This window comes from Pseudomonas moraviensis, from assembly GCF_900105805.1.
In the GTDB taxonomy this organism is placed as follows: Bacteria; Pseudomonadota; Gammaproteobacteria; order Pseudomonadales; family Pseudomonadaceae; genus Aquipseudomonas; species Aquipseudomonas moraviensis_A.
The window spans coordinates 4,008,450-4,033,460 of sequence record NZ_LT629788.1 but is presented as its reverse complement, the minus strand read 5'-3'; the positions used below and the strand labels follow the sequence as shown (position 1 = coordinate 4,033,460).

Below are 25,011 nucleotides of genomic sequence, written 5' to 3'. Positions count from 1 at the left end.
AACCCAACCGCTTTTGGATGACATATGAAACGACATCATGTCGCAGACAAGTGGCGTTCATGACGGGATCAGCGGTGATCGGGTGGTTGTGTGGCGAGGGAGCTTGCTCCCGCCGGGCTGCGCAGCGGCCCCAAAACCCTGTGAGCGCTGCGCACTCAAGCGGGAGCAAGCTCCCTCGCCACAATTGCGTGTTCTAGTCGAACATGAAGAGCGCGTCGTTGCAGAACTGCGCCTCGAACCGCCCCGCCGGCATCGGCCGTCCGAACAGATAACCCTGCACCTCATCGCAGCCATGCTCACGCAGAAAGTCCAGTTGCTCGTGGGTTTCCACGCCCTCGGCAATTACCGCCAGGTTCAGGCTGTGGGCCATGGCGATAATTGCACGGGCGATCTGTGCGTCCTGTTCGCCGGACGGCAGGCCGTCAACGAAGGTGCGGTCGATCTTCAGCACGTCGATCGGGAATTGCTTGAGGTAGTTCAGCGATGAATAACCGGTGCCGAAGTCATCGACTGCGATACTCAGGCCGAGGTTTTTCAGTCCGGCAAGAATCTGCATTGCCTCGCTGACTTCGCGCATCAGGATACTTTCGGTCAGCTCCAGTTCAAGACATGCCGGGGGCAGGCCGGTTTCCCGCAGGATGGTTGCAATCCGGGTGCCCAACTGGCCGTCGGAAAACTGCCGTGCGGAGATGTTCACCGAGACCTTCGGCACCCGCACCCGCTGCTGGTGCCAGGTTTTCAGCTGTCGACAGGCCTCGCTGATGACCCAGTCGCCAACGTCCACCACCAGCCCGAGCTCTTCCAGCACCGGAATGAAATCCCCCGGCGGCACCAGTCCACGCCGCGGATGGCGCCAGCGCAGCAGCGCTTCGGCGCCGGTCAAACGTTTGCCGTCGCCGCTGAACTGTGGCTGGTAATACAGGACGAATTCGTTCTGCTCCAGCGCATGACGCAAATCGCTTTCCAGCTCCAGACGTTCCAGCGCACTGGCGTTCATGTCGGCCTGATAGAACTGGAAGTTGTTCTTGCCGCGTTCCTTGGCGTGGTACATCGCCGTGTCGGCGTTCTTCATCAACTGGCTGAGTTCGTTGCCGTCCTGCGGGCTCAGGGCAATGCCGATACTGGCGGTGACGAAGAACTCGCGGCCCTCGAGCACGAACGGCCGCACCAGACTGGCGAGGATCTGCTCGGCGACATGAATCGCCCGGTTCAGCGCCAGTTCACGGCTGGAGCGATGCTGCAACAGCAAGGTGAATTCGTCACCACCCATCCGCGCCACGGTGTCGTCGTCATCGACGCAGGCCAGCAGACGCGTGGCCATGTCCTTGAGCATGCGGTCGCCAGCGGCGTGGCCAAGTGAGTCATTGATCGGTTTGAAACGGTCGAGGTCGAGGAACATCAGCACCACCCACGACTTCTGCCGTTCGGCCGCTTGCAGTGCGGTGTGCAGACGGTCCTGGAACAGCGTGCGGTTCGGCAGGTGGGTGAGGGCGTCGTAGTAGGCGAGGCGGTGGATGCGCTGCTCGCTGGCCTTGCGCTCGCTGATGTCGCTGAAGAAACACACGTAACTGGCCAGATCGCCTTCGTCGTCGAGCACGGCGGTGATGCCGACCCACGCCGGGTAATGCTCGCCGTTGCGGCGTTTCATCCACACTTCGCCTTCCCAGGTGCTGTGCTCGTGCAACTGCTTGAGCACGTAGCGCAGGTGCGCGTCCTGCTGCTCGTCGACGGTGAGCATGTTCGGCAATTGGTCGAGGACTTCGCTGACCGTGTAACCGCTGACCCGACTGAACGCTTCGTTGGCCTGGACGATGTAGCCGGCCGGGTCGGTGATCAGGATCGCCGAGGTCGAGTGCTCGAATACCGTAGCAGCCATGCGCAGGTCTTTCTCGGCACGGCGCTGCTGACTGATATCGCGGCCAACGCCAAGCACGCCTTCGAACGCGCCGTGTTCGTCCCAGACCAGTACCAGGCGCAGTTCGATCGGAATCTTGCGGCCATCGGCGCGCAGGCAGTCGAACAGGAACAGCTGGGTTTGCACCTGACTGCGCAGCAACGCCAGTTGCTCTGGCTTGTCCAGCGCTTTGCTGACGCGGTCCATCAGCGTGTAGATGCCGTTCAACTGCCCGGGGTTGGCGATGGTCGATTGCCAGCCGTTCTGGAAAATCCATTCGGCGTTGTAGCCAAGCACGGCCTGCACCGACGGGCTGACGTAGTTCAGCGAGAGCTTGGAGTCGGTGGAGAAAATCACGTCGCTGATGCTTTCGGCGAGCATGCGATAGCGCTGCTCGCTGTCACGCAGCGATTCGCTGGCCTCGATCTGTTCGGTGATGTCCTTGGCAACGCCGATGATCCGCGTGACCTGATCGTGCTTGTCTCGCGCCAGCGCCTGTTCGCGAATGTCGAAGCGCCGCCACTTGCCGTCGCGATGGCGGAAGCGCAATTGGCACTGGAGCAACTGGCTGTAACCGGCGTGGCGCTGCAATTGCCGCGAGCGATGGTAGTAGTCGGCGTCTTCCGGGTGCAGGAGGATTTCCCAGAAGTATTCGCCCATCTGATGCAGTTCAGTGCGGTTGTAGCCCAGGGTCTGGCCGAGGTGGTGGTTGCTGAAAATCATCCGCTGGCTGATCACGTCCTGCACATACAGATGATCCGGCACGGTACGCACTACGTCCGACCAGAAGCCTTCGCGCTCCAGCAACGACAGTTCGATCAGCTTGCGGCTGGTGATGTCGTTGATGCTGAGGATCACCGCTTTATAGTCGTGCTGCTCGCTCGGCAGGCGCAGGACCATCCACAGGTGCTGGTCGCGGCCATTGCTGTTGGGCAGTTTGATTTCCAGTTCCAGCTGCTTCTGCTGCTGCAGCACGGCGTCGAGGATCTGCTGACCGATCGCGCACTGCGGATGGCGCTGGCCGTCGATCAGCAGTTGCCAGGCATCGTCGCAGGAATGCACATCAAGCAGTTGCAGGGCGACCTGATTGACCTCGGTGACGCGCATTTCCGCGAGCAATTGCTGGCGCTGCTGCGGTTGGTCGAGCCAGGCCTTGAGCTGGTCGCTGGTCTGGATCTGCGCCTTGTCGAACATCTGCTTGAGGCCGGACAGGTCAAGCACGCACAAGGCCACGCCGGTGCCTTCGAAAATGTCCTGATAGCGCCGCCGGCCTTCATGCACCTGGCGCTGGCGGCGGCGCATGTTGAGCAGGGCAATCACCGGCAGCATCGAGAACGCCAGGCCGAGCAGGCATTTGCCGATGAACGCCGGCAGCAATTCTTCCAGCACGCGCTGGCGGTCGAACAGCCCGCGCAATTGCCAGTCGCTGCTGCTCAGCGGCACAGTCAGCACGGTGTTGGCGACATCGTCGGGGGTCAGCCCGCCAGCCTTGGCCGAGGGCAATCCGGCTTCGCGGCTGATGATCTGGTGATTGAGGCGGTTTTCCACCAGCCACAATGGGCGCAGGGCGGTGGCGTCCTGTTTGGTCAGCGAGTCGAAGAACGTCGGCGTCAGGCGCAACGCCCAGTAACCGCGGCTGCTGCCGCTGGCCTGATGTAACAACAGGTGCACCACCGAGCCGTCATCGGCGTTGCTGAAGTAGTGCGCCTGGGCGCGGCTGCGGCGTACCAGTTCGGTCAGGTAATCGGCGTCGGAGCTGTCGCTGGCGCTGTCGCTGATGATCCGGCCGGAGGGCGAGAGCAGGGCCATGCTGCGCAGATCGGGCAGCGAGCGCTGCAGTTTGCGCAAGAGCATCTGCTGTTCGTCGGCAGTTTGCGGTTGCTCGACGATCGGTAGCAGATTGAGGGCGATTTGCGCGTTCAGCGCCATGTTCAGGCTGACTTGCGCGGCGAGGTCGGCGGTGTAGTCGATGGTGTACTGGCGCTGGTTCTTCTGGGTTTCACGCAATTGATCGAGCAGTTGCCAGAACAGCAACGCGAGCAATAACAGCACGAGGGTGGCCAGTGCCCCCTTCAATGTACCGCGCAGGGGCGAGCCGGGCGCCGGTGGGGTGCTGCTCACAGAGGCTGGCGGAGTGACATTGGTCAAGCTGTGATCCTGCGATTTGGCTGGACTGGCGCGACGTGCACTATAAGCCGGACGCCCGAAGGGCGGCTAGCATGCCTTGAGTTGTGGCGAAGTGCCAGCCCCTCTCGGCTGGACTGCCACCGGTCATTCAGGTAGCTTTGCCGGTTAGACGGGGGCGTTCCAGCCCCTACAATCAGACTTTTTCCAGCGCGCACGCATTGATCGTGATCAAGTGAACGACGCGCACAGTCTGGCCAGGCATCGCCTGCGCTCCAATCATTCATCTGTCACTGACCCAAGGTTCTCCATGGCTCAATACGTCTTCACCATGCATCGGCTGGGCAAAGTTGTTCCGCCGAAGCGGGAAATCCTCAAGAACATTTCGCTGTCCTTCTTCCCCGGCGCCAAGATCGGCGTGCTCGGCCTCAACGGTTCGGGTAAATCCACGCTGCTGAAAATCATGGCCGGCGTCGATACCGAGTTCGAAGGCGAAGCCCGTCCGATGCCGGACCTGAACATCGGTTACCTGCCGCAAGAGCCGCAGCTCGACCCCGCCAAGACCGTACGTGAAGTGGTCGAGGAAGCGGTCAGCGTGATCAAGGATGCGCAAGCGCGCCTGGACGAGGTCTACGCCGCCTACGCCGATCCGGATGCCGACTTCGACAAGCTCGCCGCTGAACAGGCCAAGCTCGAAGCGATCCTGCAGGCCAGCGATGGTCACAACCTCGAGCGCCAGCTGGAAGTCGCCGCCGATGCGCTGCGCTTGCCGGCCTGGGACGCGAAAGTGGAACACCTGTCCGGTGGTGAAAAGCGTCGTGTCGCCCTGTGCCGTCTGCTGCTGTCCGCCCCGGACATGCTGCTGCTCGACGAACCGACCAACCACCTGGATGCCGACTCCGTGGCGTGGCTGGAGCATTTCCTCCACGACTTCCCGGGCACCGTGGTCGCGATCACGCACGACCGGTACTTCCTCGACAACGTCGCCGGCTGGATTCTGGAACTCGACCGCGGCGCGGGCATTCCTTACGAGGGCAACTATTCGGGCTGGCTCGAAGCCAAGTCCGATCGTCTGGCCCAGGAGTCCAAGCAGCAGTCGGCTCATGAAAAAGCCATGAAAGAAGAACTGGAGTGGGTGCGCAAAGGCGCCAAGGCCCGCCAGTCGAAATCCAAGGCACGTCTGCAACGCTTCGAGGAAATGCAATCGCAGGAATTCCAGAAGCGCAGCGAAACCAACGAAATCTATATCCCGGCCGGTCCGCGCCTGGGCGACAAGGTCATCGAGTTCAAGAACGTCACCAAGGGTTACGGCGATCGCGTGCTGATCGACAACCTGTCGTTCTCCATGCCGAAGGGCGCCATCGTCGGCGTGATCGGTGGTAACGGTGCCGGTAAGTCGACGCTGTTCCGCATGCTCATGGGCAAGGAAACCCCGGATTCGGGCAGCATCGAAATCGGCGAAACCGTGCAACTGGCCTGCGTCGACCAGAGCCGCGAAGACCTCGACGGCAGCAAGACCGTGTTCCAGCAGATCTCCGACGGTTCCGACCAGATCCGCATCGGCAACTACGAGATCCCGTCGCGCACCTACGTCGGCCGCTTCAACTTCAAGGGCGGCGACCAGCAGAAGTTCGTCAAGGATCTGTCCGGCGGTGAGCGCGGTCGTCTGCACCTGGCGCTGACCCTGAAGGAGGGCGGCAACGTCCTGCTGCTCGACGAACCGTCCAACGACCTCGACGTGGAAACCCTGCGTTCGCTGGAGGAAGCCCTGCTGGACTTCCCGGGCGCCGCCATTGTGATCTCCCACGATCGGTGGTTCCTTGACCGTGTCGCCACGCACATCCTGGCGTACGAAGACGACTCGCAAGCGGTGTTCTTCGAAGGCAACTACACCGAGTACGAAGCCGATCGCAAGAAACGCCTCGGTGAAGCAGCGGCCCAGCCACACCGGGTACGTCACAAGAAACTGGCCTGATATCGGGTTGGTTGCAGAAAGAGCGGAGCCTTCGGGCTCCGTTTTTTTTGCCCGGTTTTTTTCAGCGGGACCGAGGTGTGGCCATCGCGAGCAGGCTCACTCCTACATTTGAAATGCGTTCCCCTGTAGGAGTGAGCCTGCTCGCGATAGCTGTATAACTGGTGGTGCATTGCTTGAATCCAGACTCCCCACTCAGGTGCAAAATCAGCTCAAAAAACCGCCTGATTTATATCCTGTGCACCATTTAATTTCATAACTGCGACATTTTGCTCTGTTCCTGTGCGCAACTCGTTTGTTACAGTCCGGCCCAATCTCCTCCAACGACAATAAATTTGCCGAGACTTTTCCCATGATCGAATCCGTCGAATCCTTCCTCGCGCGCCTGAAAAAACGTGACCCGGACCAGCCCGAATTTCACCAGGCTGTCGAGGAAGTCCTGCGCAGTCTGTGGCCGTTTCTCGAAGCCAATCCGCATTACCTGACCTCGGGGATTCTCGAGCGCATCTGCGAGCCGGAACGCGCCGTGGTGTTCCGTGTGTCGTGGGTCGATGATCAGGGCAAGGTGCAGGTCAATCGCGGCTTCCGTATCCAGATGAACAGCGCAATTGGCCCGTACAAGGGCGGCTTGCGTTTTCATCCGTCAGTAAACCTTGGCGTGCTGAAATTCCTCGCCTTCGAACAGACCTTCAAGAACTCCCTGACGTCGCTGCCCATGGGCGGCGGCAAGGGCGGCTCGGATTTCGATCCGAAGGGCAAGAGCGATGCCGAAGTCATGCGCTTCTGCCAGGCGTTCATGAGCGAGCTGTACCGCCACATCGGCGCCGACGTTGACGTGCCGGCCGGCGATATCGGCGTCGGGGCGCGGGAAATCGGTTTCCTCTTTGGCCAGTACAAGCGCCTGAGCAACCAGTTCACCAGCGTGCTCACCGGTAAAGGCATGACCTACGGCGGCAGCCTGATTCGCCCGGAAGCCACCGGATTCGGCTGCGTGTACTTCGCTGAAGAAATGCTCAAGCGCCGCGGGCAGACCGTGGAAGGCAAGCGTGTGGCGATTTCCGGTTCCGGTAACGTCGCGCAATACGCGGCGCGCAAGGTCATGGATCTGGGCGGCAAGGTGATCTCCCTGTCCGACTCCGAAGGCACGCTGTATTGCGAAGCCGGTTTGAGCGAAGAACAGTGGCTGGCGCTGCTGGAACTGAAAAACGTCAAACGCGGGCGCATCCGCGAACTGGCGAGCGTCTATGGTCTGGAGTTCCGCGCCGGACAGCATCCATGGTCGCTGCCCTGCGACATCGCACTGCCTTGCGCGACGCAGAACGAACTCAATGCCGAGGCCGCGCGCACGCTGCTGGGCAACGGCTGCATGTGCGTTGCCGAAGGCGCGAACATGCCGACCACGCTGGAGGCTGTGGATATCTTTATCGAGGCCGGCATTCTCTTTGCGCCGGGCAAGGCGTCCAACGCCGGCGGCGTGGCCGTGAGCGGTCTGGAGATGTCGCAGAACGCCATGCGCCTGCTGTGGACAGCGGGAGAGGTAGACAGCAAGCTGCACGCGATCATGCAATCGATCCACCACGCCTGCGTGCATTACGGCGAAGATAACGGTCAGGTCAATTACGTCAAGGGCGCGAACATCGCCGGTTTCGTCAAAGTCGCCGATGCGATGCTGGCGCAAGGCGTGGTTTAAGCCGGTTCGATGCGGATCACTTCGATCAGTTGATCGCCGGCAGGCCGCTGCCACAACACTTCATCATTGAGCCGGGCGCCGAGCAAGGCTCGGCCCAGCGGTGAGGCCCAGTTGATCAGGCCCTGACTGGCGTCGGCCTGATCCTCACCGACCAATTGCACGCGGTGTTCTGTGTCGTGCTCGTCAGCAAAAGTCACCCAACTGCCGATCTGCACCTTGTCGGTGGAAGTCGCGGCGACAGCCACTTGGGCGCTGCTCAGGCGTTGAGTGAAATACCGCAGATCCCGTTGCAGATCCGCTAGACGTTGCTTGTCGGCCTGCTCGCCCTTGGCCGTTTGCTCGGCATGCAGGCTTTGCAGTTCGGCGACCTTCGCCTGCAACTGCGCCAGGCCCTGCGGGGTGACGTAGTTGGGCTGCGTGCTGACCTGGCGTTCGACCGGCTGATCGGCCTGCGCGGCGGCGTTGTCTTCGTTGACGAATGCGCGACTCATGAAGTCCTCCTGTTAAAGGATTTGGGCCATGGTTGCCGGCATTTGGTTTCAACGGATGTCTGCAAGCGACCTATTGCGAGCGATAAGCCCGCCCGACGTCCTGATCCTTCTGCTGCTGCCAGGCGCGTTCGCGCTCATCCCAATGCTCGTTGCGGTATTGCTCGCGATCCTTGTTTTCCAGCATCGCCTGGCATTGGCGAAAGCCATCGACCCAGCCTTCGGCGTATTGCTGGTCCTTGAGATAGCGCGGCACGTTCTTGCGAAACTCGCCGCTGATCGAACCCGCCGCTTGCCGGCCACTGACGCAACCGTCATCGAAGCCGTCGGCGAAGGCCGGTGGATAACCCTTGGCGATCAAGTCTTCATGAGTGGTCTGGCAACCGCCCAGCGCCAGGACAACGCCCAACAACCCCACGCACCGCCACATCGCACTCTCCCGCGCCGGTTTTCGGCTGATACGGGAAGTCTAGAAGGGTATTGGTCAGGTGTCGGTGAAAGGCGTGTGAGTAATTCGTTGAACAGCACAGATCCCCTGTAGGAGTGAGCCTGCTCGCGATAGCAATCTATCAGTCGATGATAGAGCGACTGGAATACCGCTATCGCGAGCAGGCTCACTCCTACAGGGGCATGTCCGGGATCAGTAGTGATACCACTTCACTTCGAGCATGACTTCGGTTTCGGGTGTGGCGAGGTGGCTGAACTCGCGCTGCGCGCTCAAGCGCAAACCGAGGTTGCGCGACAGCTCCCATTGCTGGTTCAGGCTCAGGCTGCGGCGCACTTCGCCGTTGAAGAAATAATCGCCCTTGGCCTCCAGGCTCAGGTTGCCCAGCGGGTTTTTCCACAGCACGCCGGTATTGAAGCCACCGGCCGGGGAAACAAACTCGGCGAAGTCGTTGTTGTGTTCCACGCGTACCGTGCCAAGGGCAAAGCCGAGTACGTCTTCGCCCAACTGCCACGTACCGCCGCCGCCACCGTTGACGTGGCTGACCAGTGTTTCGTCATCATGCGTGCCCGGTACACGCTCAAGGCCACCGGTGACCTGCCAGGACAGCGGTTGCAGCAGCTCGTTGCGCGGTGTCAGCGAACGAATGGTGGCCAGATCCAGTTGCTGCAACTGCCAGTCATTGCCTTCGTACTGACGCAGCTTCAGTTGCAGGATCTCGATCTGTGCGCCGAGGGGAAAGCTTTCGGCGTTGTCGTTGAGGTCGTGATAGGCCATGCGCAGGCCATATTCGCCAAAGGCGCGATCACCGCGCGTACCGAGGCCGGCCTGCCAGGTGCGGGACTCGTGGCCATCTTCGGGCAGACCGGGTTGCGGAATTTCCAGCTCCGGCGCCGGGTTCTTGTTGATCGCGCGCAGCAGTTCGAAGCTGCGCTGCGCTCTCTGCGGGTCGCGTTCCTGGCCGTTGGCGCGGTAGCGCTCCAGACGATAGGCGGCATCGACGATCAACGCCTGACGCGCGCGGGGCAGGGCTTTGAACGTTGACTCTTGCAGGACTTTTTGATCGGCGCTGACCTTGAGCACCCATTGCTGTTCTTCATCGCTCAACGGCTCGGCGCGGCTGAGCAGTTCACGTTCGCGGGACGGGCGATATTCGATGTGCTCGACCAGCCCGGCCTCTTTCACCGCTTTGACGGTGTCGGTCGGGATTGCGGTCAGCGGGAATTGTTCGGTCAGGCGCAGGCTCGGCCGCGCCACTTGCACCAGCTCAAGCAAGCGATACGAGCAGTTTTCGTCGAAGAAGAAATAGTCGAACTGGATCTGCTTGAGCTCCCACACGTGCTCGACCATGCGTGCGGTTTCTTCCTGGGTCAGGTTGAGCCGGTATTCCCACAGGTCGCGGTTTTCCAGGCTGCGGTATTCAGAGAGCTTTTCCTGATACGGCACCAGCGCAAACAGCCCTGGGTAGCCGCCCATCAAGCCTTTCCAGGCATACAGAATGCTGTTGTCCGAGCCCTCGATGTAGGCGCCGAAGTTGATCGCGTAGCTGAGCAGCGAGGTCTTGTCGGCCTGCACGTCCGCCTGGTCAATCCGCAGCAAGGTGTGGCCGAACATCGACGAAGGGCTGTTGAGATACGCCGCCGGGAAAATCATCACCGCACTATGCGGCGAGACGTCCTTGAACCATTTTCTGTATTCAGCGCATTCCGGCGCGGGCAGGTCGGCGAGATTGAGCTGTGCTTTCAGCCAGCGTGTACGCGCCGGGTAAACGCATTGGGCGTGTTGCTCGCCGAGGCTGGCCGGGGCGTACAGCGCCTGCACGGTGGCGGCCAGTTCGCGGTCCGGATGTTCGTTGCCATCGGGGGCGAGAAAGAATTTCTTGTCGCTGACATAGCTGCGCCAGCCGCCGAGCTTGGCGGTTTCGTAATGACCGAGGGAAATCCAGAAGCGGTCGTTGGCCAGTTGCTGCAAACGTTGAGGATCGATGTGAGGCGCGGCGGACAGCGGGGCGCAGACACAGAGCGCCAGCCAGGCAAGGCGTTTGAGCATAGTCGGCAACTTGAACAGGAAAGAAATAAAGACCCAAAGAGGGACGGGCCGAAAAAACAAAACCCGCTCCCCGAAGGAAGCGGGCGGGGTCGAGCTTAAGCCTGAGTTGCGTACTTGGCCAGACGTGGGTCCGATTTCAGTACCGCCAGGGTGTTGGTATGCACGTCTTCAGCGGTCACGTCAGCTTTGCTGAAGATCTGCTGGAAGTGCTCGTGGGTCACTTGCGCGAAATGCGCGCGGTCTTCCGGTGCTACGCCCAGTACCACGGCATAGGTGGTCAGCGCTTCGCCGTTGCCTTTGGCCATGTCTTCGGACAGTTCGTTCATCATGCCATTCATGGCGAACCAGGATTTGCCGCCGTAGGTCAGCGACGCGTTGGTCGAGCAACCGTTGGTGCCGGAAGTCATACCGAACGTGGCGTTACCGGAAGTGCCGTTGGTGGTGGAAGCAAGGAAGTGCGCCGGGGTGCCACGCTGACCTTCGAACAGCATGTTGCCCCAACCGCAATCCGGGCCGCCCGGGGCTTGCGCCATTGCGTTGATGGATACAGCGGTGAAGAGAGTACCGAGAAGAATCCGTTTCATAGCTTTGTTCTCTTTATGTGCATACCAATGGACAGGGTTCTGGCCTTTCGTACTCTGCCCGAGGACAGCGCCGAAAGTGTCAGTGGGCCGGTATTAGTTCCAGCCGCGCAGTTTGGAGTTTAGGCACGTTCCAGCGGTTCCGTGACTTTTTGCAAAATATTTGGAATAAACCTCTGATTTATCGGGACGCGCCGACCCGCCGCGCGCTTGTCTATGCTTTGTCATGTGGCGCGCCTTGCCAGTGGGGCACGGGCAGCGCCAGAATGCCGCTACCTGCCCCGCCTGATTGTTAAGGAAGCCCGATGCCTGATCCTGTTGCTGCCAGCCTGCGTCTTGCGCCCGAAGCGCTGACTCGTCCGTTTTCCGCTGAACAGTTCAGCTTCACTACCACCAATGATCTGGAGCCCTTTCGCGGTGTGCTCGGCCAGGAGCGCGCGGTCGAAGCCTTGCAGTTCGGTGTGGCGATGCCACGCCCCGGTTACAACGTATTCGTCATGGGCGAGCCGGGCACCGGCCGCTTCTCGTTCGTCAAACGCTACCTGAAAGCCGAGGGCAAGCGCCTGCAGACCCCGGCAGACTGGGTCTACGTCAACAACTTCGATGAGCCGCGCGAACCGCGCGCACTGGAGCTGCCATCGGGCACGGCGGGCTCGTTCATCGGCGACATCAACGGCTTGATCGACAACTTGCTGGCGACTTTCCCGGCCGTCTTCGAACACCCTTCGTATCAGCAGAAAAAAAGCGCCATCGACCGCGCCTTCAACCAGCGCTACGACAAGGCGCTGGACATCATCGAGCGCCTGGCCCTGGAAAAAGACGTCGCCCTGTACCGCGACAGCAGCAACATCGCTTTCACGCCGATGCTCGACGGCAAGGCCCTGGACGAAGCTGAATTCGCGCAGTTGCCGGAAGCCGAGCGCGAGCGTTTCCACGACGACATTTCCGGCCTCGAAGAGCGCCTGAATGAAGAGCTCGCCAGCCTGCCGCAGTGGAAGCGCGAGTCGAACAACCAACTGCGTCAGCTCAACGAAGAAACCATCACCTTGGCGTTGCAGCCGTTGCTGGCGCCGCTGTCGGAGAAGTACGCGGAAAACGCTGCGGTCTGCGGTTACCTGCAGGCCATGCAGGTCTACCTGCTGAAAACCGTGGTCGAGCAACTGGTCGATGACAGCAAGACCGACGCCGTCGCGCGCAAGTTGCTGGAAGAGCAATACGCACCCAGCCTGGTGGTCGGGCATCCGGCCAGCGGCGGTGCTCCGGTGGTGTTCGAGCCGCATCCGACCTATGAAAACCTGTTCGGTCGCATCGAGTACACCACCGATCAAGGTGCGCTCTATACAACCTATCGACAGTTGCGCCCGGGCGCGCTGCATCGCGCCAATGGCGGTTTCCTGATTCTCGAAGCAGAAAAAATGCTCAGCGAGCCGTTCGTGTGGGATGCGCTGAAACGCGCCCTGCAATCGCGCAAACTGAAAATGGAATCGCCGCTGGGCGAGATGGGCCGCTTCGCCACCGTGACCCTCAATCCGCAGCACATTCCGTTGCAGGTCAAAGTCATCATCATCGGTGCGCGGCAGTTGTATTACACGCTGCAGGACCTCGATCCGGACTTCCAGGAGATGTTCCGCGTTCTGGTCGACTTCGACGAAGACATCCCGATGGTCGACGAAAGCCTCGAGCAGTTCGCCCAACTGCTGAAAACCCGCACTTCGGAAGAAGGCATGGCGCCGTTGACCGCCGATGCGGTGGCGCGGCTGGCGACCTACAGCGCACGGCTGGCCGAGCATCAGGGACGCTTGTCGGCGCGTATCGGCGATCTGTTCCAACTGGTCAGCGAGGCCGATTTCATCCGCCATCTGGCCGGCGATGAGATGACCGATGCCGGGCATATCGAGCGAGCTTTGAAAGCCAAGGCCACCCGCACCGGGCGCGTCTCGGCGCGGATTCTCGACGACATGCTCGCCGGGATCATCCTCATCGACACCGATGGCGCGGCGGTCGGCAAGTGCAACGGGCTGACGGTGCTGGAAGTCGGCGACTCGGCGTTCGGTGTGCCGGCGCGAATTTCCGCCACGGTGTACCCGGGCGGCAGCGGGATTGTCGACATCGAGCGTGAGGTCAACCTCGGCCAGCCGATCCACTCCAAGGGCGTGATGATTCTCACCGGCTATCTGGGCAGCCGTTACGCGCAGGAATTCCCGCTGGCGATCTCGGCGAGCATCGCCCTCGAGCAGTCCTACGGCTACGTCGATGGCGACAGTGCGTCGCTGGGCGAGGCGTGCACGCTGATTTCGGCGCTGTCGAAAACGCCGCTCAAGCAGTGCTTCGCCATCACCGGTTCAATCAACCAGTTCGGTGAGGTGCAGGCGGTCGGCGGGGTCAACGAGAAGATTGAAGGCTTCTTTCGCCTCTGCGAAGCGCGCGGCCTGACTGGCGAGCAGGGCGCGATCATTCCTCAGGCCAACGTCGCCACGCTGATGCTCGACGAGAAAGTCCTCGCCGCCGTGCGCGCCGGGCAGTTCCATGTCTACGCAGTGCGGCAGGCCGATGAGGCGTTGAGCCTACTGGTCGGCGAGCCGGCCGGGGAGCCGAATGCCGATGGCGAATTCCCCGAAGGCAGCATCAATGCCCGCGTGGTCGAGCGCCTGCGCGATATCGCCGAGATGATCAGCGAAGAGGACCTGAAAGAGGCCGAGAAGGAACTGGCGCAAGAGGCCCTTGCCGAAGCCAAACCCGCTTAAACCAAGCGCGGTCAAACTGTAGGAGTGAGCCTGCTCGCGATAGCGGAGTGTCAGTCGGCGAATAAGTTGCCTGGCACACCGCTATCGCGAGCAGGCTCACTCCTACATTTGTTTTGTGTAAAGCCATCGAAAATTCGTCACGACTCTGGCGCCAAACTTCACACAATGACCATTCGGCGCCTTCTGGTTCCATTTGGCTTGCGCGGGACACTTTTCTTCTATTCTCAGGTCAAGGATATCGACAGTATCACTGGATCGAGCCAGTCCTCCCGTGGGGCTGAATACCGGCTTTACCGAGGGTCGCCGCCATGTCGCGCAACCTCTGTCTCACCCGTCAATGCCTGGGTCTGGTGACCCGGATCGAATGCGCCGTCAAGCCGCTGGCCGGCGACAACGGCATGTGGACGCTGCTCTTCGCGGCCGGCATGGCCGGCGAACAACCTTCCGCGATCAAAGCCCAGGGCCCGTTCCACGGCCCGGTGGCGGCCGAGTCGATTCTCGACACCATCGTTGAAAGCCTGACCTTGCATGGCTACGAACTCGCCGATGATCCGCAGATCTGGAGCCTGCACCTGCAAGCTCAGTTGCGGCAGATCAACGGCGGTCGTGGGCGCAGCCTTAACGGTTAAGGCGCCGTCTGGTCCACCGGCGCCTTGTCGAGCTTGACCTCGAAGCCGTATTGCACGGTGGCGAGGTCGGTGCGCTGATAGGTTTCCACGCGAGTCGGGCGACCGTAAAAGTAGTGCACGCCGAGTAGCGCCGGGCCTTCGGTGCTGGCGTCGTGGCTGACCGAGAGAATCTGCTTGAGATAGTGGCCGCTGTCGTCCTTGACGAAGAAACGCCACTCGTTGGGCGGGAAGGCTTTCAGGTCGACCACCAGTGTGTTGTCCTTGATCGCCAGGCCTTTGGGCAATGACTGCGCGTCGTAGGATTGTTTCGCCACCGTGGCCAGAAACAGCGGCATCGAGCCCACGGCGATCGCCGGGGTTTCCGGAAACAGATTCAGATCATAAGTAATCGTCGCTTGCAGCGGATCGACCTGGTACGCCTCGGGTGGCAGCTCGATCGGCTCGTCGAGTTTGCCGCCGCGTTTTTCCGTGAAGAAGGTTACCGGGCTGACCCCGGGGTTGAGTTCGTCGCCAAGCAGTTCGTCGTTGAAAGTGCGGCGGTGGGAAAACTCGATACGCGCCGCGCTCGGCTCTTCCACGGATTGATGAATGCGCACGCCGGCCTTCAGTTGTTCTTCGGTCAGGTCCGCGCCTTTGAGCCAGTTCGCGGCGAGATCGTCGTAAACCACCACCGGCAGGTCAAGCGGCTGCACGGCTTTGGCCGTGGTGTGCGGATCGAAGGTGCGAACCGGCAGGTCCAGCGGTTTGCGCGTCACTGTCGCCGAGGAGAAGTCGAGCACGCTGACTTCCAGTGTGTCGATCGGACCGTGGAAATACACCTTGTTGTAACGGCGCGGATGCTCTTTCTCGAAGGCTTGCTGGTCGTCGCTGAGCTGTTTTTCCAGGGCGTCGCTCCAGCTCTTCTGCTTCTGTAGCTGGGTGAGTTGGTGCTGATAAAACTCGACCTGCTCCGGGCTCTCGTTGATCGAACCGGCGCGCACCAGGTATTGGCCGCTGGCGTCGCGGGCCTGAACGATGAGCGGATTGATGCGGGCCTCGGCGACTTCTGCGGCCAATGGCAGGCTGTTGCTGACTTCGACCTCGGCGTAGTTCTTCTCCAGCTTGAGCAGTTTAACGCTGAGGTTGTCATTGCTGCGGGTCTGGCCGACGTCTTTCTGCGTCAGGTCGAAGCTGTACAGCCGCCGGGGCGCGATCACTTCAACCTGGCCTTGCAGGCTGACCGGTTGTGGCAGGCTTTTCTTGTCTACGTTGAGGCCATCGATGAACGGGTAGGTCACCGTCAGATCATCGGGGTTGGTCACGTTGGAGCTGGACGGGCTGAGCTGAATGCCCGGGTCGGTTTCCGACCACTCCGGCTGCCAGGCGATCACGCGTTTGTTGCTCAGCGTCACCGAGTGCCACTCGATGCCGTGCGGTAACAGAAAACCGCCGGGAATGTTCAGGTTGAAAGGAAACACCGGTTGCAGGTCGGTGAGGTAATCCGAGCTGGCGTCCTTGTGCAGCACGAACAGGCCGTTGATGAACGTATCGACCAGCGCCTGCGGGGTAGGGTAGTGCTTGAGCACGGCGAGGGCGTCGGCGCCGTATTCGGTGTGCGGCGTGATGTCGTCGAGCTTGAGTCGGGCCCGTTCCAGCAACAGCAGCGAACCGCCGAGTTCGGTGATGGCGTCCTTGAGCTTCGGATCGCTGATCGTGTCCAGTGACTGTTCGAACGCGGCAGTCTTTTCGTCGAGGTTGGCGACGTGCTTTTCATCGCCGGGCGAGCAACCACCGATGAGCAAGGCAAGGCAGATTCCGGCAGTCGTCAAGGCTGATCGCACATCCATTTCCACGCGTCCTGTCCACTGTCATTGGGCTGTCAATGCCTTGGACACTAGCAGAAAAACTTTGTCACACACACACGCAGGTGGCGGATTTTCCGGCGGTTTCTGGCTGTCGCAGCGGGCTGTTATACTCGCCGCCATTTCCAGCCCCTTGTGTGAGATTCAATGGAACGCTTTATTGAAAATGCAATGTACGCCACCCGCTGGCTGCTGGCGCCGATCTACATCGGCCTGTCCCTCGGTTTGCTGGCGCTGGCATTGAAGTTCTTCCAGGAAATCATCCATATCCTGCCCAACGTCTTCGCGATGGCCGAATCGGACCTGATTCTGGTGCTGCTGTCGCTGATCGACATGGCGCTGGTGGGTGGTCTGCTGGTGATGGTGATGATTTCCGGCTATGAGAACTTCGTCTCGCAACTGGATATCGACGAAGGCAAAGAGAAGCTCAGCTGGCTGGGCACCATGGACTCGTCGTCGCTGAAGATGAAAGTCGCAGCGTCGATCGTGGCGATTTCCTCGATCCACTTGCTGCGTATCTTCATGGACGCCAAGAATGTCGATCCCGAGCACCTGATGTGGTACGTGATCATTCACATGACATTTGTGGTGTCCGCGTTCGCCATGGGCTACCTCGACAAGGTCACCAAGCACTGATCAACCCTTCAAGTTACGAAGAACCGCCCGTCTGTTGCGAAACAGACGGGCGGTTTCGTTTGTGGCTTGTGCTTTCAAGCGCAGCGGCCTAACTCTGTAATGGTGCGATTCTCCACCGTTTGAGGTGCTTCCATGAACCTGCAAGAGTTGAACGCGTATGCCATCGCCGGCAAGGTCGATGAGTTGAATCTGATTTCCATGGAAGGCGGGATCTATCTGCTGGAAGCGCGCATGCACGGGGCGGCTCATCCGCTGCATGATCCGCTGGGCAAAACCCTGACTCTTCGTTCCGTCGAGCACGCGCGGGACATGCTGCATGCGTTTCCGGTGCTGCCGTTCAATCTGGTGCACACCTCGGTGCACGACGAAATGTGCGGTTTGGGCGGTGGCATCAATGAAAGCCTGAAAGTGCCGCTCGCCTGGCGCTCGGCGCTGTAGGGCCGGCCCCAGGCCCGGGGTATCTGTGCTAGTCTGCTCGCCCTTTTGGTTCCGGGCGCGCCGGGACGCGCTGTGCACGCACGGCAAGTCCTGTGGCCGTCCGCACAGCGGAGCAGTGTCATGTCCGAAGTAAATCTGTCCACCGACGAAACCCGCGTCAGCTACGGTATCGGCCGTCAACTCGGCGACCAGCTGCGCGACAACCCGCCACCGGGTGTCAGCCTGGACGCGATCCTGGCCGGTCTGACCGACGCTTTCGCCGGCAAGCCAAGCCGTGTTGGCCAGGAAGAAATGTCCGCCAGCTTCAAGGTGATCCGCGAAATCATGCAAGCCGAAGCGGCTGCCAAGGCTGAAGCCGCGGCTGGCGAAGGCCTGGCTTTCCTCGCGGAAAACGCCAAGCGTGACGGCATCACCACCCTGGCTTCCGGCCTGCAATTCGAAGTGCTGACCCAGGGCGACGGCGCCAAGCCAACCCGTGAAGACCAAGTGCGCACGCACTACCACGGCACGCTGATCGACGGCACTGTGTTCGACAGCTCCTACGAGCGCGGCCAGCCTGCTGAATTCCCGGTTGGCGGCGTGATCGCTGGCTGGACCGAAGCCCTGCAACTGATGAACGCCGGCAGCAAATGGCGCCTGTACGTGCCGAGCGAACTGGCTTACGGCGCACAAGGCGTGGGCAGCATCCCGCCGCACAGCGTTCTGGTGTTCGATGTCGAGCTGCTGGACGTTCTGTAATCCCCAGCCTGCTTGATGGCAGGCCAATGTAGGAGTGAGCCTGCTCGCGAACGCGATGTGTCAGTTGTTGATTGGCTGGCTGACACACCGCTATCGCGAGCAGGCTCACTCCTACAGTTTTGACCGCGTTTCATATTTCGATCTTGTTGTGCAGCTCATTGGTCGGGCGCAATGCCCGGGCATAGCAGAACAGGAACAGGTTGCGCACCAGCTCCTTGAGCACCAGCGGCTCGCTGGAATTGAGGCTGCTGACGTCCAGATCACCTTGATCCTGCAGTTCATGCAAGGCTTCTTCTTCAAGCACCGCACAGACTTCGCCGGTTTCCCGATGGAGGATTCTGAGGTACGGGTGTGGGCGATCCAGCCAGGCGTCGATCAAATAAGTCATGGGTCTCATCTCCTTGAAAGGTTTCAATGAGAATAATTCTTATTCATCAAATAGCAAGTGCCTATTGGCGGATCGTGGATTTTTCCAGATAAAGGTTGTGTCAGGTCAAAATGGCTGGCTGATGGCCATGCGCGGATTCATTGAGCTGAAGCGGGGAGGGCAACGCTCCATCCCACGGCTGGCGCGGGATGGATGACACAAGGCTCAGACTTTTCTGACGAACTCGGATTTGAGCTTCATCGGGCCGATGCCGTCGATCTTGCAGTCGATGTCGTGATCGCCATCGCACAGGCGGATGTTCTTGACCTTGGTGCCGACCTTGACCACCAGCGAGGTGCCCTTGACCTTGAGATCCTTGATCACGGTGATGGTGTCGCCGTCCTGCAGGACGTTGCCGACCGAATCTTTCCTCACGGCATCATCGGCCGCCACTTCGGCTTCGCCGCTGGCAGACCACTCGTGGGCGCACTCGGGGCAGACCAGTTGGGTGCCGTCTTCGTAGGTGTATTCGGAATTGCATTTCGGGCAGGGTGGCAACGTGCTCACTAAGGTTCCTTGGGTATCAGGAGGGCTAAAGGGCGCACATTGTATAGGGTTTTAGGCTGCGAAGGGCATAGCGCAGAAACAACTGTGGGAGCGAGCCTGCTCGCGAAAGCGCTGTGTCAGTCAACATTGAGTCGATTGGCAGATTGCTTTCGCGAGCAGGCTCGCTCCCACAGGGGATGAATCAGTGCGTGCGGGCGACCGCGAACTCGCTCAGTTCAACCAGTGCATCGCGATATTCGCTGGCCGGCAGCGCTTCCAGGCACTTGATCGCACGGGCCACGTAATCGCGGGCCAGTTGCGCGGTGTATTCCAGCGATCCCGACGCTTCGACGGCGATGCGGATGCTTTCCAGGTCTTCGATCCCGCCTTTCTGGATCGCCTGACGCACGAGTGCTGCCTGTTCGGCCGTGCCTTCGCGCATGGTGTAGATCAACGGCAGGGTCGGCTTGCCTTCGGCCAGATCGTCACCGACGTTCTTGCCCAGGGTTTCCGCGTCGCCTTTGTAGTCAAGCAGGTCATCAACCAGCTGGAATGCCACACCCAGGTGATCGCCGAAGGTGCGCAGGGCTTCGCTCTGCTCGGCGGTGGCGCCGGCCAGGGCGGCGGCGCTGTGGGTCGATGCTTCGAAGAGCATCGCGGTCTTGCCGCGGATGACTTCCATGTAGGTTTCTTCGCTGGTGCTGGCGTCACGCACCTTGGACAGCTGCAACACTTCGCCTTCAGCGATGATGCGCGTGGCTTGCGACAGAATCTTCATGACCGGCATCGAGCCCAGTTCGACCATCATTTCGAACGAGCGCGAATACAGGAAATCGCCGACCAGCACGCTTGGAGCGTTGCCCCACATGGCGTTGGCGGTCGAGCGGCCACGGCGCATGCCGGACATGTCGACGACGTCGTCATGCAGCAAGGTCGCGGTGTGCAGGAATTCGATGGTGGCGGCCAGCAGGCGCATGTCGTCGCCTTCGCGACCCAGGGCCTTGCCACACAGCAACACTAATAAAGGACGCAGGCGTTTGCCGCCGGCCGAAGTGATGTAATCGCCGATTTTCGATACCAGCGGCACTCGAGACGTCAGCTGCTTCTTGATGATGCCGTCGACGGCGCTAAAATCGTCCGCCACCGCGCGGTAGAAAGCTTGGGGTTGCATCAGCGAGAGTCGCTCCAGAAGGGTTGCGCGGCATGCTAGGACCCCCGTCCAGACCTGTCAAGGCGCGATAGACGGCCACTTGCGCGACGCAGATTGCTTGCGTACAATCGCGCACCCTGAACTTCCTGGGCAGCACCTGCCTTACGCAATTGCACTTGGGCCGTTCCAGCCCCATGCAGCCATGCCAGCCAATACCTCTTCTTATAAAGAGCTGGGTGAGCAGGATTATCGGAGAAATACCATGTACGCAGTAATCGTTACCGGCGGTAAGCAATACAAGGTCGCTGAAGGTGAATACCTGAAGATCGAAAAACTGGAAATCGCTACTGGCGAATCCGTGACTTTTGATCGCGTTCTGCTGGTCGCCAATGGCGACGACGTGAACATCGGCGCACCAGTTGTTGCTGGCGCAACCGTCAAGGCTGAAGTGATCTCCCAAGGTCGTCACGATAAAGTCCGCATCATCAAGTTCCGTCGCCGTAAGCACCACATGAAGCGTATGGGCCACCGCCAGTGGTTCACCGAGATCAAAATCACCGGTATTCAGGCTTAATTACAGCCTAATTCCTCACTAGGAGAATTGAACTCATGGCACACAAAAAAGCTGGTGGTAGTACCCGTAACGGTCGCGACTCAGAAGCCAAACGCCTTGGCGTGAAGATGTATGGCGGCCAGGTCATCAAGGCCGGCAACATCATCGTGCGTCAGCGCGGCACCCAATTCCACGCTGGCTACGGCGTTGGCATGGGCAAGGATCACACTCTCTTCGCTAAAATCGAAGGCGTGATCAAGTTCGAAGTAAAGGGCGCCTTCGGTCGTCGTTACGTGAGCGTAATCGCGGCTTAATCGCGAGATCGCTGGAGAAGCCCTGTCTTGCGACGGGGCTTTTTCGTTTGTGGGGTGAGTCTCTTGCAAAGCTGTTTGTATGGGCTGTCGGCGTGCGATGCAGGTCGTGTCTTGGGGTCGCTGCGCTCATTTTTGCAAGAGTCTTATGTCTTGATTGTTTTTCGGCTCGTCCGTACGGCGAGAGGCGTTGGTTATGAAGTTTGTTGATGAAGTATCGATTCGCGTAAAGGCTGGTGACGGTGGCAACGGTGCCATGAGTTTCCGTCGGGAAAAATTCATCGAGAACGGTGGCCCGAACGGTGGTGATGGCGGTGACGGCGGTTCCATCTACATGATGGCTGACGAAAACCTCAACACCCTGGTCGACTACCGTTACACCCGCCACTTCGATGCCGAGCGTGGCTCCAACGGCGGCAGCACCGACTGCACCGGCAAGAAGGGTGAAGATCTGATCCTGCGCGTGCCGGTCGGCACCACCGTGATCGACTCCGCCACTCAGGAAGTGATCGGCGACCTGACCAAGGCCGGCCAGAAACTGATGGTAGTGCAGGGCGGCTGGCACGGTCTGGGCAACACCCGTTTCAAATCCAGTACCAACCGTGCGCCGCGTCAGACCACGCCGGGCAAGCCGGGCGAGCAGCGCGACCTGAAACTGGAAATGAAAGTGCTGGCCGACGTCGGCCTGCTGGGTTTGCCGAATGCCGGTAAAAGTACCTTTATCCGTTCGGTCTCGGCGGCCAAGCCGAAAGTCGCCGACTACCCGTTCACCACGCTGGTGCCAAACCTCGGTGTGGTCAGCGTCGATCGCTGGAAGAGCTTCGTCATTGCCGACATTCCGGGTCTGATCGAAGGCGCTTCCGACGGTGCCGGCCTGGGCATTCGCTTCCTCAAGCACTTGGCGCGTACCCGTCTGCTGCTGCACCTAGTCGACATGGCGCCGCTGGATGATTCCAGTGCTCCGGACGCGGCTGAAGTGATCGTCAACGAGCTGATCAAATTCAGCCCGTCGCTGGCTGAGCGTGATCGCTGGCTGGTGCTGAACAAGTGCGATCAGATTCTTGAAGAAGAGCACGATGCCCGCGTCAAGGAAATCGTCGATCGTCTGGAATGGACCGGTCCGGTGTACGTGATCTCGGCCATCGCCAAGATCGGTACCGAGCGTCTGTGCCACGACATCATGCGTTATATGGAAGACCGTGCCGATCGCCTGGCCGCAGACCCTGCGTACAAGGAAGAGCTGGCCGATCTCGATCAGCGCATCGAAGATGAAGCCCGTGCGCAGTTGCAGGCGCTGGACGACAAGCGTGCCCTGCGCCGCAGTGGCGTGAAGTCGGTCCATGACATCGGCGACGATGACTGGGACGAAGAAGATGTGGATGACGAAGACGGTCCGGAAATCATTTACGTGCGTGACTGATCCGTTGCGATAAACTTGAACGCCGCTCAATCGAGCGGCGTTTTAGTATCCGGAAATCGATCGTTGGTCAGCAATCGCCACGATTAACGTCACGGGCAGTGCCAGGTCGCGCTGCCCTCAAGCTAAGGTTGAAGATGATGCGGAGCAAGGTGACAGGTGCGCAGCGTTGGGTCGTGAAGATCGGCAGCGCTTTGCTGACAGCTGATGGCAAAGGGCTGGATCGCGCGGCAATGAGTGTCTGGGTCGAGCAGATGGTGGCGCTGCATGAAGCGGGCGTCGAGCTGGTGCTGGTGTCCTCCGGGGCGGTGGCGGCCGGCATGAGTCGCTTGGGCTGGACCTCGCGACCCAGTGCCATGCACGAGTTGCAGGCGGCCGCTGCGATCGGTCAGATGGGTCTGGTGCAGGCGTGGGAATCGAGCTTCGCCGAGCATGGCCGGCACACCGCGCAGATTCTCCTGACCCACGACGACCTGTCTGACCGCAAGCGCTACCTCAACGCCCGCAGCACCTTGCGTGCGTTGGTCGAGTTGAAAGTCATTCCGGTGATCAACGAAAACGATACCGTGGTGACCGACGAAATCCGTTTCGGCGACAACGACACGCTGGCGGCGCTGGTGGCCAATCTGGTCGAGGCCGATCTGCTGGTGATCCTCACCGATCGCGACGGCATGTTCGACGCCGATCCGCGCAACAATCCTGATGCGCAGTTGATTTATGAAGCGCGCGCCGATGATCCGACGCTCGATGCGGTCGCCGGCGGTACCGGCGGTGCGCTGGGGCGCGGCGGCATGCAGACCAAGTTGCGCGCGGCGCGCCTGGCGGCGCGTTCCGGGGCGCACACCATCATCGTCGGTGGGCGGCTTGAGCGCGTGCTCGATCGCCTCAAGGCGGGCGAGCGCATCGGTACGCTGCTGTCGCCTGAGCGCGGCATGCTCGCGGCGCGCAAGCAGTGGCTGGCCGGGCATCTGCAAACCCGTGGCACTCTGGTGCTGGATGAAGGGGCAGTGTCGGCGTTGTCCAAGGGCAACAAAAGTCTGCTGCCGGTAGGGGTGAAATTGGTTCAGGGCAGTTTCCGGCGTGGTGAGATGGTGGTCTGCGTGGCGCCGGACGGTCGTGAGATCGCGCGGGGGCTGGCCAATTACAGCGCCCTGGAGGCGCAAAAAATCATCGGTCAGTCGTCGGATGCGATTGTCGGTTTGCTCGGTTACATGGCTGAACCGGAGCTGGTTCACCGTGACAACCTGATTCTGGTCTAGGGAAAATTCGATGCGCGTAGCGAAAGGATTGTTGGGCCTGTTGATGGCCATGCCACTGTTGGCCTCGGCCGAAGAGATCGGTCAGGTGTCGACGGTGTTCAAATTTGTCGGGCCGAATGACCGGATCGTGGTCGAGGCGTTCGACGATCCGAAAGTCGAGGGCGTGACCTGCTACCTGTCACGCGCCAAGACCGGCGGGGTAAAGGGTGGTCTCGGTCTGGCAGAGGATCGCGCCGAGGCATCGATCGCTTGTCGTCAGGTCGGGCCGATCAAGTTCAAGGGCGAGCTGAAGGATGGCGACGAGGTATTCAAGGAGCGCACCTCGCTGGTGTTCAAGACCATGCAGGTCGTGCGTTTCCTCGACAAGAAGCGCAACACCCTGGTGTATCTGGTCTACAGCGATCGCCTGATCGAGGGTAGTCCGCAGAATGCGGTCACTGCCATCCCGATTCTGCCGTGGGTGCCTGTGCAGCCATAACACAGCAAAACCAATTGTAGGAGTGAGCCTGCTCGCGATGGCGGTGTGTCAGATAGAAGATTCTCATCTGACACACCGCCATCGCGAGCAGGCTCACTCCTACTTTTTTTGCCTGTAGCACGTCAAATCCCAGGCAATAAAAAACCGACCCTGAGGTCGGTTTTTTAATGACTACGTCGATTAAGCGGCTTCTTTCAGCGCTTTGACGTGGCCATTCAGACGGCTCTTATGACGAGCAGCCTTGTTCTTGTGGATGATGCCTTTATCGGCCATACGGTCGATAACTGGCACAGCCAGAACGTATGCAGCTTGAGCTTTTTCAGCGTCTTTTGCGTCGATGGCCTTAACTACATTCTTGATGTAGGTACGAACCATGGAACGCAGGCTGGCGTTGTGGCTGCGACGCTTCTCAGCCTGTTTTGCACGTTTTTTGGCGGAAGGTGAGTTGGCCACCGTCGAGCTCCTCGAAAGACTTTTTAGGAAATAGCAAACAAAATAGGCCGCGAATCATGCCGATGAAGACTTGTCTTGTCAAGGGCACTTGAATCGTTCCGCTAAGTGGTAGGTATAAAGAGGCGGGATATTTATTTCCGGCGCTTGACCTGTAAACTCGCGAGCTTTGGCTCTGTGCTGTTGCGGCGCGGAGTATCGCACAAGTGGG

At 60.3% G+C, this 25,011-nt stretch carries 22 protein-coding genes; 12 read left to right on the top strand and 10 right to left on the bottom strand.

All coding sequences use genetic code 11. The features are described 5' to 3' along the window. Positions 1-193 precede the first annotated feature (193 nt). Entirely contained in the window at positions 194-4,042 is a 3,849-nt protein-coding gene (gene morA / locus BLU71_RS17960; RefSeq protein ID WP_042610513.1) for a cyclic di-GMP receptor MorA, read from the bottom strand. A 286-nt stretch (positions 4,043-4,328) separates the two neighbouring features. On the opposite strand from morA, the gene ettA reads away from it, so the two are divergent. Continuing rightward, positions 4,329-5,993 carry an energy-dependent translational throttle protein EttA gene (ettA, locus tag BLU71_RS17955; RefSeq protein WP_016773108.1) on the top strand — a complete coding sequence of 555 codons (1,665 nt, stop codon included), beginning with the start codon at positions 4,329-4,331 and terminating at the stop codon, positions 5,991-5,993. 349 nt (positions 5,994-6,342) lie between these two features. Beyond that, positions 6,343-7,680: an NADP-specific glutamate dehydrogenase gene (gdhA, locus tag BLU71_RS17950; protein WP_083353601.1), complete on the top strand. Its 1,338-nt coding sequence runs from the start codon at positions 6,343-6,345 to the stop codon at positions 7,678-7,680. On the opposite strand, the gene BLU71_RS17945 is transcribed toward gdhA, so the two are convergent. From BLU71_RS17945 to BLU71_RS17930, 4 genes are all read right to left on the bottom strand, one after another. Further along, positions 7,677-8,171, bottom strand: coding sequence for a GreA/GreB family elongation factor (locus BLU71_RS17945; protein ID WP_042610511.1), 495 nt, complete (start codon positions 8,169-8,171; stop codon positions 7,677-7,679). The two genes, gdhA and BLU71_RS17945, sit on opposite strands and share 4 nt — an antisense overlap. Positions 8,172-8,241: 70 nt before the next feature. Then, positions 8,242-8,598 carry a hypothetical protein gene (locus BLU71_RS17940; RefSeq protein WP_064364103.1) on the bottom strand — a complete coding sequence of 119 codons (357 nt, stop codon included), beginning with the start codon at positions 8,596-8,598 and terminating at the stop codon, positions 8,242-8,244. Positions 8,599-8,808: 210 nt separating this feature from the next. Next, entirely contained in the window at positions 8,809-10,662 is a 1,854-nt protein-coding gene (locus BLU71_RS17935) for a DUF4105 domain-containing protein (protein ID WP_083353600.1), read from the bottom strand. Positions 10,663-10,757: 95 nt separating this feature from the next. Next, positions 10,758-11,246, bottom strand: a complete 489-nt coding sequence (locus BLU71_RS17930; RefSeq protein ID WP_016773112.1) for a DUF3015 domain-containing protein — start codon at positions 11,244-11,246, stop codon at positions 10,758-10,760. Positions 11,247-11,548: 302 nt separating this feature from the next. Here BLU71_RS17930 and BLU71_RS17925 point away from each other — a divergent pair, with 302 nt between their 5' ends. Next, the gene (locus BLU71_RS17925; protein ID WP_042610508.1) at positions 11,549-13,987 is read left to right on the top strand and encodes a Lon protease family protein; all 2,439 of its coding nucleotides are present in this window, start codon (positions 11,549-11,551) and stop codon (positions 13,985-13,987) included. A 308-nt stretch (positions 13,988-14,295) separates the two neighbouring features. Further along, on the top strand, positions 14,296-14,616 hold the full coding sequence (locus tag BLU71_RS17920; RefSeq protein ID WP_016773114.1) for a hypothetical protein: 321 nt from the start codon (positions 14,296-14,298) through the stop codon (positions 14,614-14,616). On the opposite strand, the gene BLU71_RS17915 is transcribed toward BLU71_RS17920, so the two are convergent. Then, entirely contained in the window at positions 14,613-16,442 is a 1,830-nt protein-coding gene (locus BLU71_RS17915; RefSeq protein ID WP_083353599.1) for a hypothetical protein, read from the bottom strand. The genes BLU71_RS17920 and BLU71_RS17915 overlap by 4 nt on opposite strands. A 162-nt stretch (positions 16,443-16,604) precedes the next feature. On the opposite strand from BLU71_RS17915, the gene BLU71_RS17910 reads away from it, so the two are divergent. The 3 genes from BLU71_RS17910 (at position 16,605) to BLU71_RS17900 (ending at position 18,269) form a co-directional block, all read left to right on the top strand. Further along, complete coding sequence (locus tag BLU71_RS17910) at positions 16,605-17,093, top strand: TIGR00645 family protein (RefSeq protein ID WP_016773116.1); 489 nt, start codon at positions 16,605-16,607, stop codon at positions 17,091-17,093. Between the two features lie 132 nt (positions 17,094-17,225). Then, entirely contained in the window at positions 17,226-17,531 is a 306-nt protein-coding gene (locus BLU71_RS17905; protein WP_042610506.1) for a DUF6482 family protein, read from the top strand. Positions 17,532-17,651: 120 nt separating this feature from the next. After that, positions 17,652-18,269: an FKBP-type peptidyl-prolyl cis-trans isomerase gene (locus BLU71_RS17900; protein WP_016773117.1), complete on the top strand. Its 618-nt coding sequence runs from the start codon at positions 17,652-17,654 to the stop codon at positions 18,267-18,269. Between the two features lie 130 nt (positions 18,270-18,399). Here BLU71_RS17900 and BLU71_RS17895 read toward each other — a convergent pair whose 3' ends face one another. From BLU71_RS17895 to BLU71_RS17885, 3 genes are all read right to left on the bottom strand, one after another. Next, complete coding sequence (locus BLU71_RS17895; protein ID WP_016773118.1) at positions 18,400-18,657, bottom strand: hypothetical protein; 258 nt, start codon at positions 18,655-18,657, stop codon at positions 18,400-18,402. 204 nt (positions 18,658-18,861) lie between these two features. Then, entirely contained in the window at positions 18,862-19,203 is a 342-nt protein-coding gene (locus tag BLU71_RS17890; protein WP_083353598.1) for a zinc ribbon domain-containing protein YjdM, read from the bottom strand. Positions 19,204-19,384: 181 nt separating this feature from the next. Next, positions 19,385-20,353: a polyprenyl synthetase family protein gene (locus BLU71_RS17885; RefSeq protein WP_016773120.1), complete on the bottom strand. Its 969-nt coding sequence runs from the start codon at positions 20,351-20,353 to the stop codon at positions 19,385-19,387. Between the two features lie 241 nt (positions 20,354-20,594). Here BLU71_RS17885 and rplU point away from each other — a divergent pair, with 241 nt between their 5' ends. From rplU to BLU71_RS17860, 5 genes are all read left to right on the top strand, one after another. Continuing rightward, the gene (rplU, locus tag BLU71_RS17880) at positions 20,595-20,906 is read left to right on the top strand and encodes a 50S ribosomal protein L21 (protein WP_007924746.1); all 312 of its coding nucleotides are present in this window, start codon (positions 20,595-20,597) and stop codon (positions 20,904-20,906) included. 35 nt (positions 20,907-20,941) lie between these two features. Beyond that, positions 20,942-21,199 (top strand): 50S ribosomal protein L27, encoded by a 258-nt coding sequence (gene rpmA / locus BLU71_RS17875; RefSeq protein WP_016773121.1) that lies wholly within the window; start codon positions 20,942-20,944, stop codon positions 21,197-21,199. 193 nt (positions 21,200-21,392) lie between these two features. After that, a complete protein-coding gene (gene cgtA / locus BLU71_RS17870; RefSeq protein WP_016773122.1) occupies positions 21,393-22,616 on the top strand; it encodes an Obg family GTPase CgtA in 1,224 nt (407 codons plus the stop codon). A gap of 137 nt (positions 22,617-22,753) precedes the next feature. Further along, entirely contained in the window at positions 22,754-23,872 is a 1,119-nt protein-coding gene (gene proB, locus BLU71_RS17865) for a glutamate 5-kinase (protein ID WP_042610505.1), read from the top strand. A 10-nt stretch (positions 23,873-23,882) separates the two neighbouring features. Continuing rightward, the gene (locus BLU71_RS17860; protein ID WP_042610504.1) at positions 23,883-24,350 is read left to right on the top strand and encodes a CreA family protein; all 468 of its coding nucleotides are present in this window, start codon (positions 23,883-23,885) and stop codon (positions 24,348-24,350) included. Positions 24,351-24,530: 180 nt separating this feature from the next. Here the strand turns inward: BLU71_RS17860 and rpsT are convergent, their stop codons facing one another. After that, on the bottom strand, positions 24,531-24,803 hold the full coding sequence (gene rpsT / locus BLU71_RS17855; RefSeq protein ID WP_003228351.1) for a 30S ribosomal protein S20: 273 nt from the start codon (positions 24,801-24,803) through the stop codon (positions 24,531-24,533). Between the last annotated feature and the right edge of the window lie 208 nt (positions 24,804-25,011).

Coding starts and splice junctions, on each gene's coding strand:
- ettA (WP_016773108.1), top strand. CDS start 4,329: ATGGCTCAATACGTCTTCACCATGCATCGGCTGGGCAAAGTTGTTCCG.
- gdhA (WP_083353601.1), top strand. CDS start 6,343: ATGATCGAATCCGTCGAATCCTTCCTCGCGCGCCTGAAAAAACGTGAC.
- BLU71_RS17945 (WP_042610511.1), bottom strand. CDS start 8,171: ATGAGTCGCGCATTCGTCAACGAAGACAACGCCGCCGCGCAGGCCGAT.
- BLU71_RS17940 (WP_064364103.1), bottom strand. CDS start 8,598: ATGTGGCGGTGCGTGGGGTTGTTGGGCGTTGTCCTGGCGCTGGGCGGT.
- BLU71_RS17935 (WP_083353600.1), bottom strand. CDS start 10,662: ATGCTCAAACGCCTTGCCTGGCTGGCGCTCTGTGTCTGCGCCCCGCTG.
- BLU71_RS17930 (WP_016773112.1), bottom strand. CDS start 11,246: ATGAAACGGATTCTTCTCGGTACTCTCTTCACCGCTGTATCCATCAAC.
- BLU71_RS17925 (WP_042610508.1), top strand. CDS start 11,549: ATGCCTGATCCTGTTGCTGCCAGCCTGCGTCTTGCGCCCGAAGCGCTG.
- BLU71_RS17920 (WP_016773114.1), top strand. CDS start 14,296: ATGTCGCGCAACCTCTGTCTCACCCGTCAATGCCTGGGTCTGGTGACC.
- BLU71_RS17915 (WP_083353599.1), bottom strand. CDS start 16,442: ATGGATGTGCGATCAGCCTTGACGACTGCCGGAATCTGCCTTGCCTTG.
- BLU71_RS17910 (WP_016773116.1), top strand. CDS start 16,605: ATGGAACGCTTTATTGAAAATGCAATGTACGCCACCCGCTGGCTGCTG.
- BLU71_RS17905 (WP_042610506.1), top strand. CDS start 17,226: ATGAACCTGCAAGAGTTGAACGCGTATGCCATCGCCGGCAAGGTCGAT.
- BLU71_RS17900 (WP_016773117.1), top strand. CDS start 17,652: ATGTCCGAAGTAAATCTGTCCACCGACGAAACCCGCGTCAGCTACGGT.
- BLU71_RS17895 (WP_016773118.1), bottom strand. CDS start 18,657: ATGACTTATTTGATCGACGCCTGGCTGGATCGCCCACACCCGTACCTC.
- BLU71_RS17885 (WP_016773120.1), bottom strand. CDS start 20,353: ATGCAACCCCAAGCTTTCTACCGCGCGGTGGCGGACGATTTTAGCGCC.
- rplU (WP_007924746.1), top strand. CDS start 20,595: ATGTACGCAGTAATCGTTACCGGCGGTAAGCAATACAAGGTCGCTGAA.
- rpmA (WP_016773121.1), top strand. CDS start 20,942: ATGGCACACAAAAAAGCTGGTGGTAGTACCCGTAACGGTCGCGACTCA.
- cgtA (WP_016773122.1), top strand. CDS start 21,393: ATGAAGTTTGTTGATGAAGTATCGATTCGCGTAAAGGCTGGTGACGGT.
- proB (WP_042610505.1), top strand. CDS start 22,754: ATGCGGAGCAAGGTGACAGGTGCGCAGCGTTGGGTCGTGAAGATCGGC.
- BLU71_RS17860 (WP_042610504.1), top strand. CDS start 23,883: ATGCGCGTAGCGAAAGGATTGTTGGGCCTGTTGATGGCCATGCCACTG.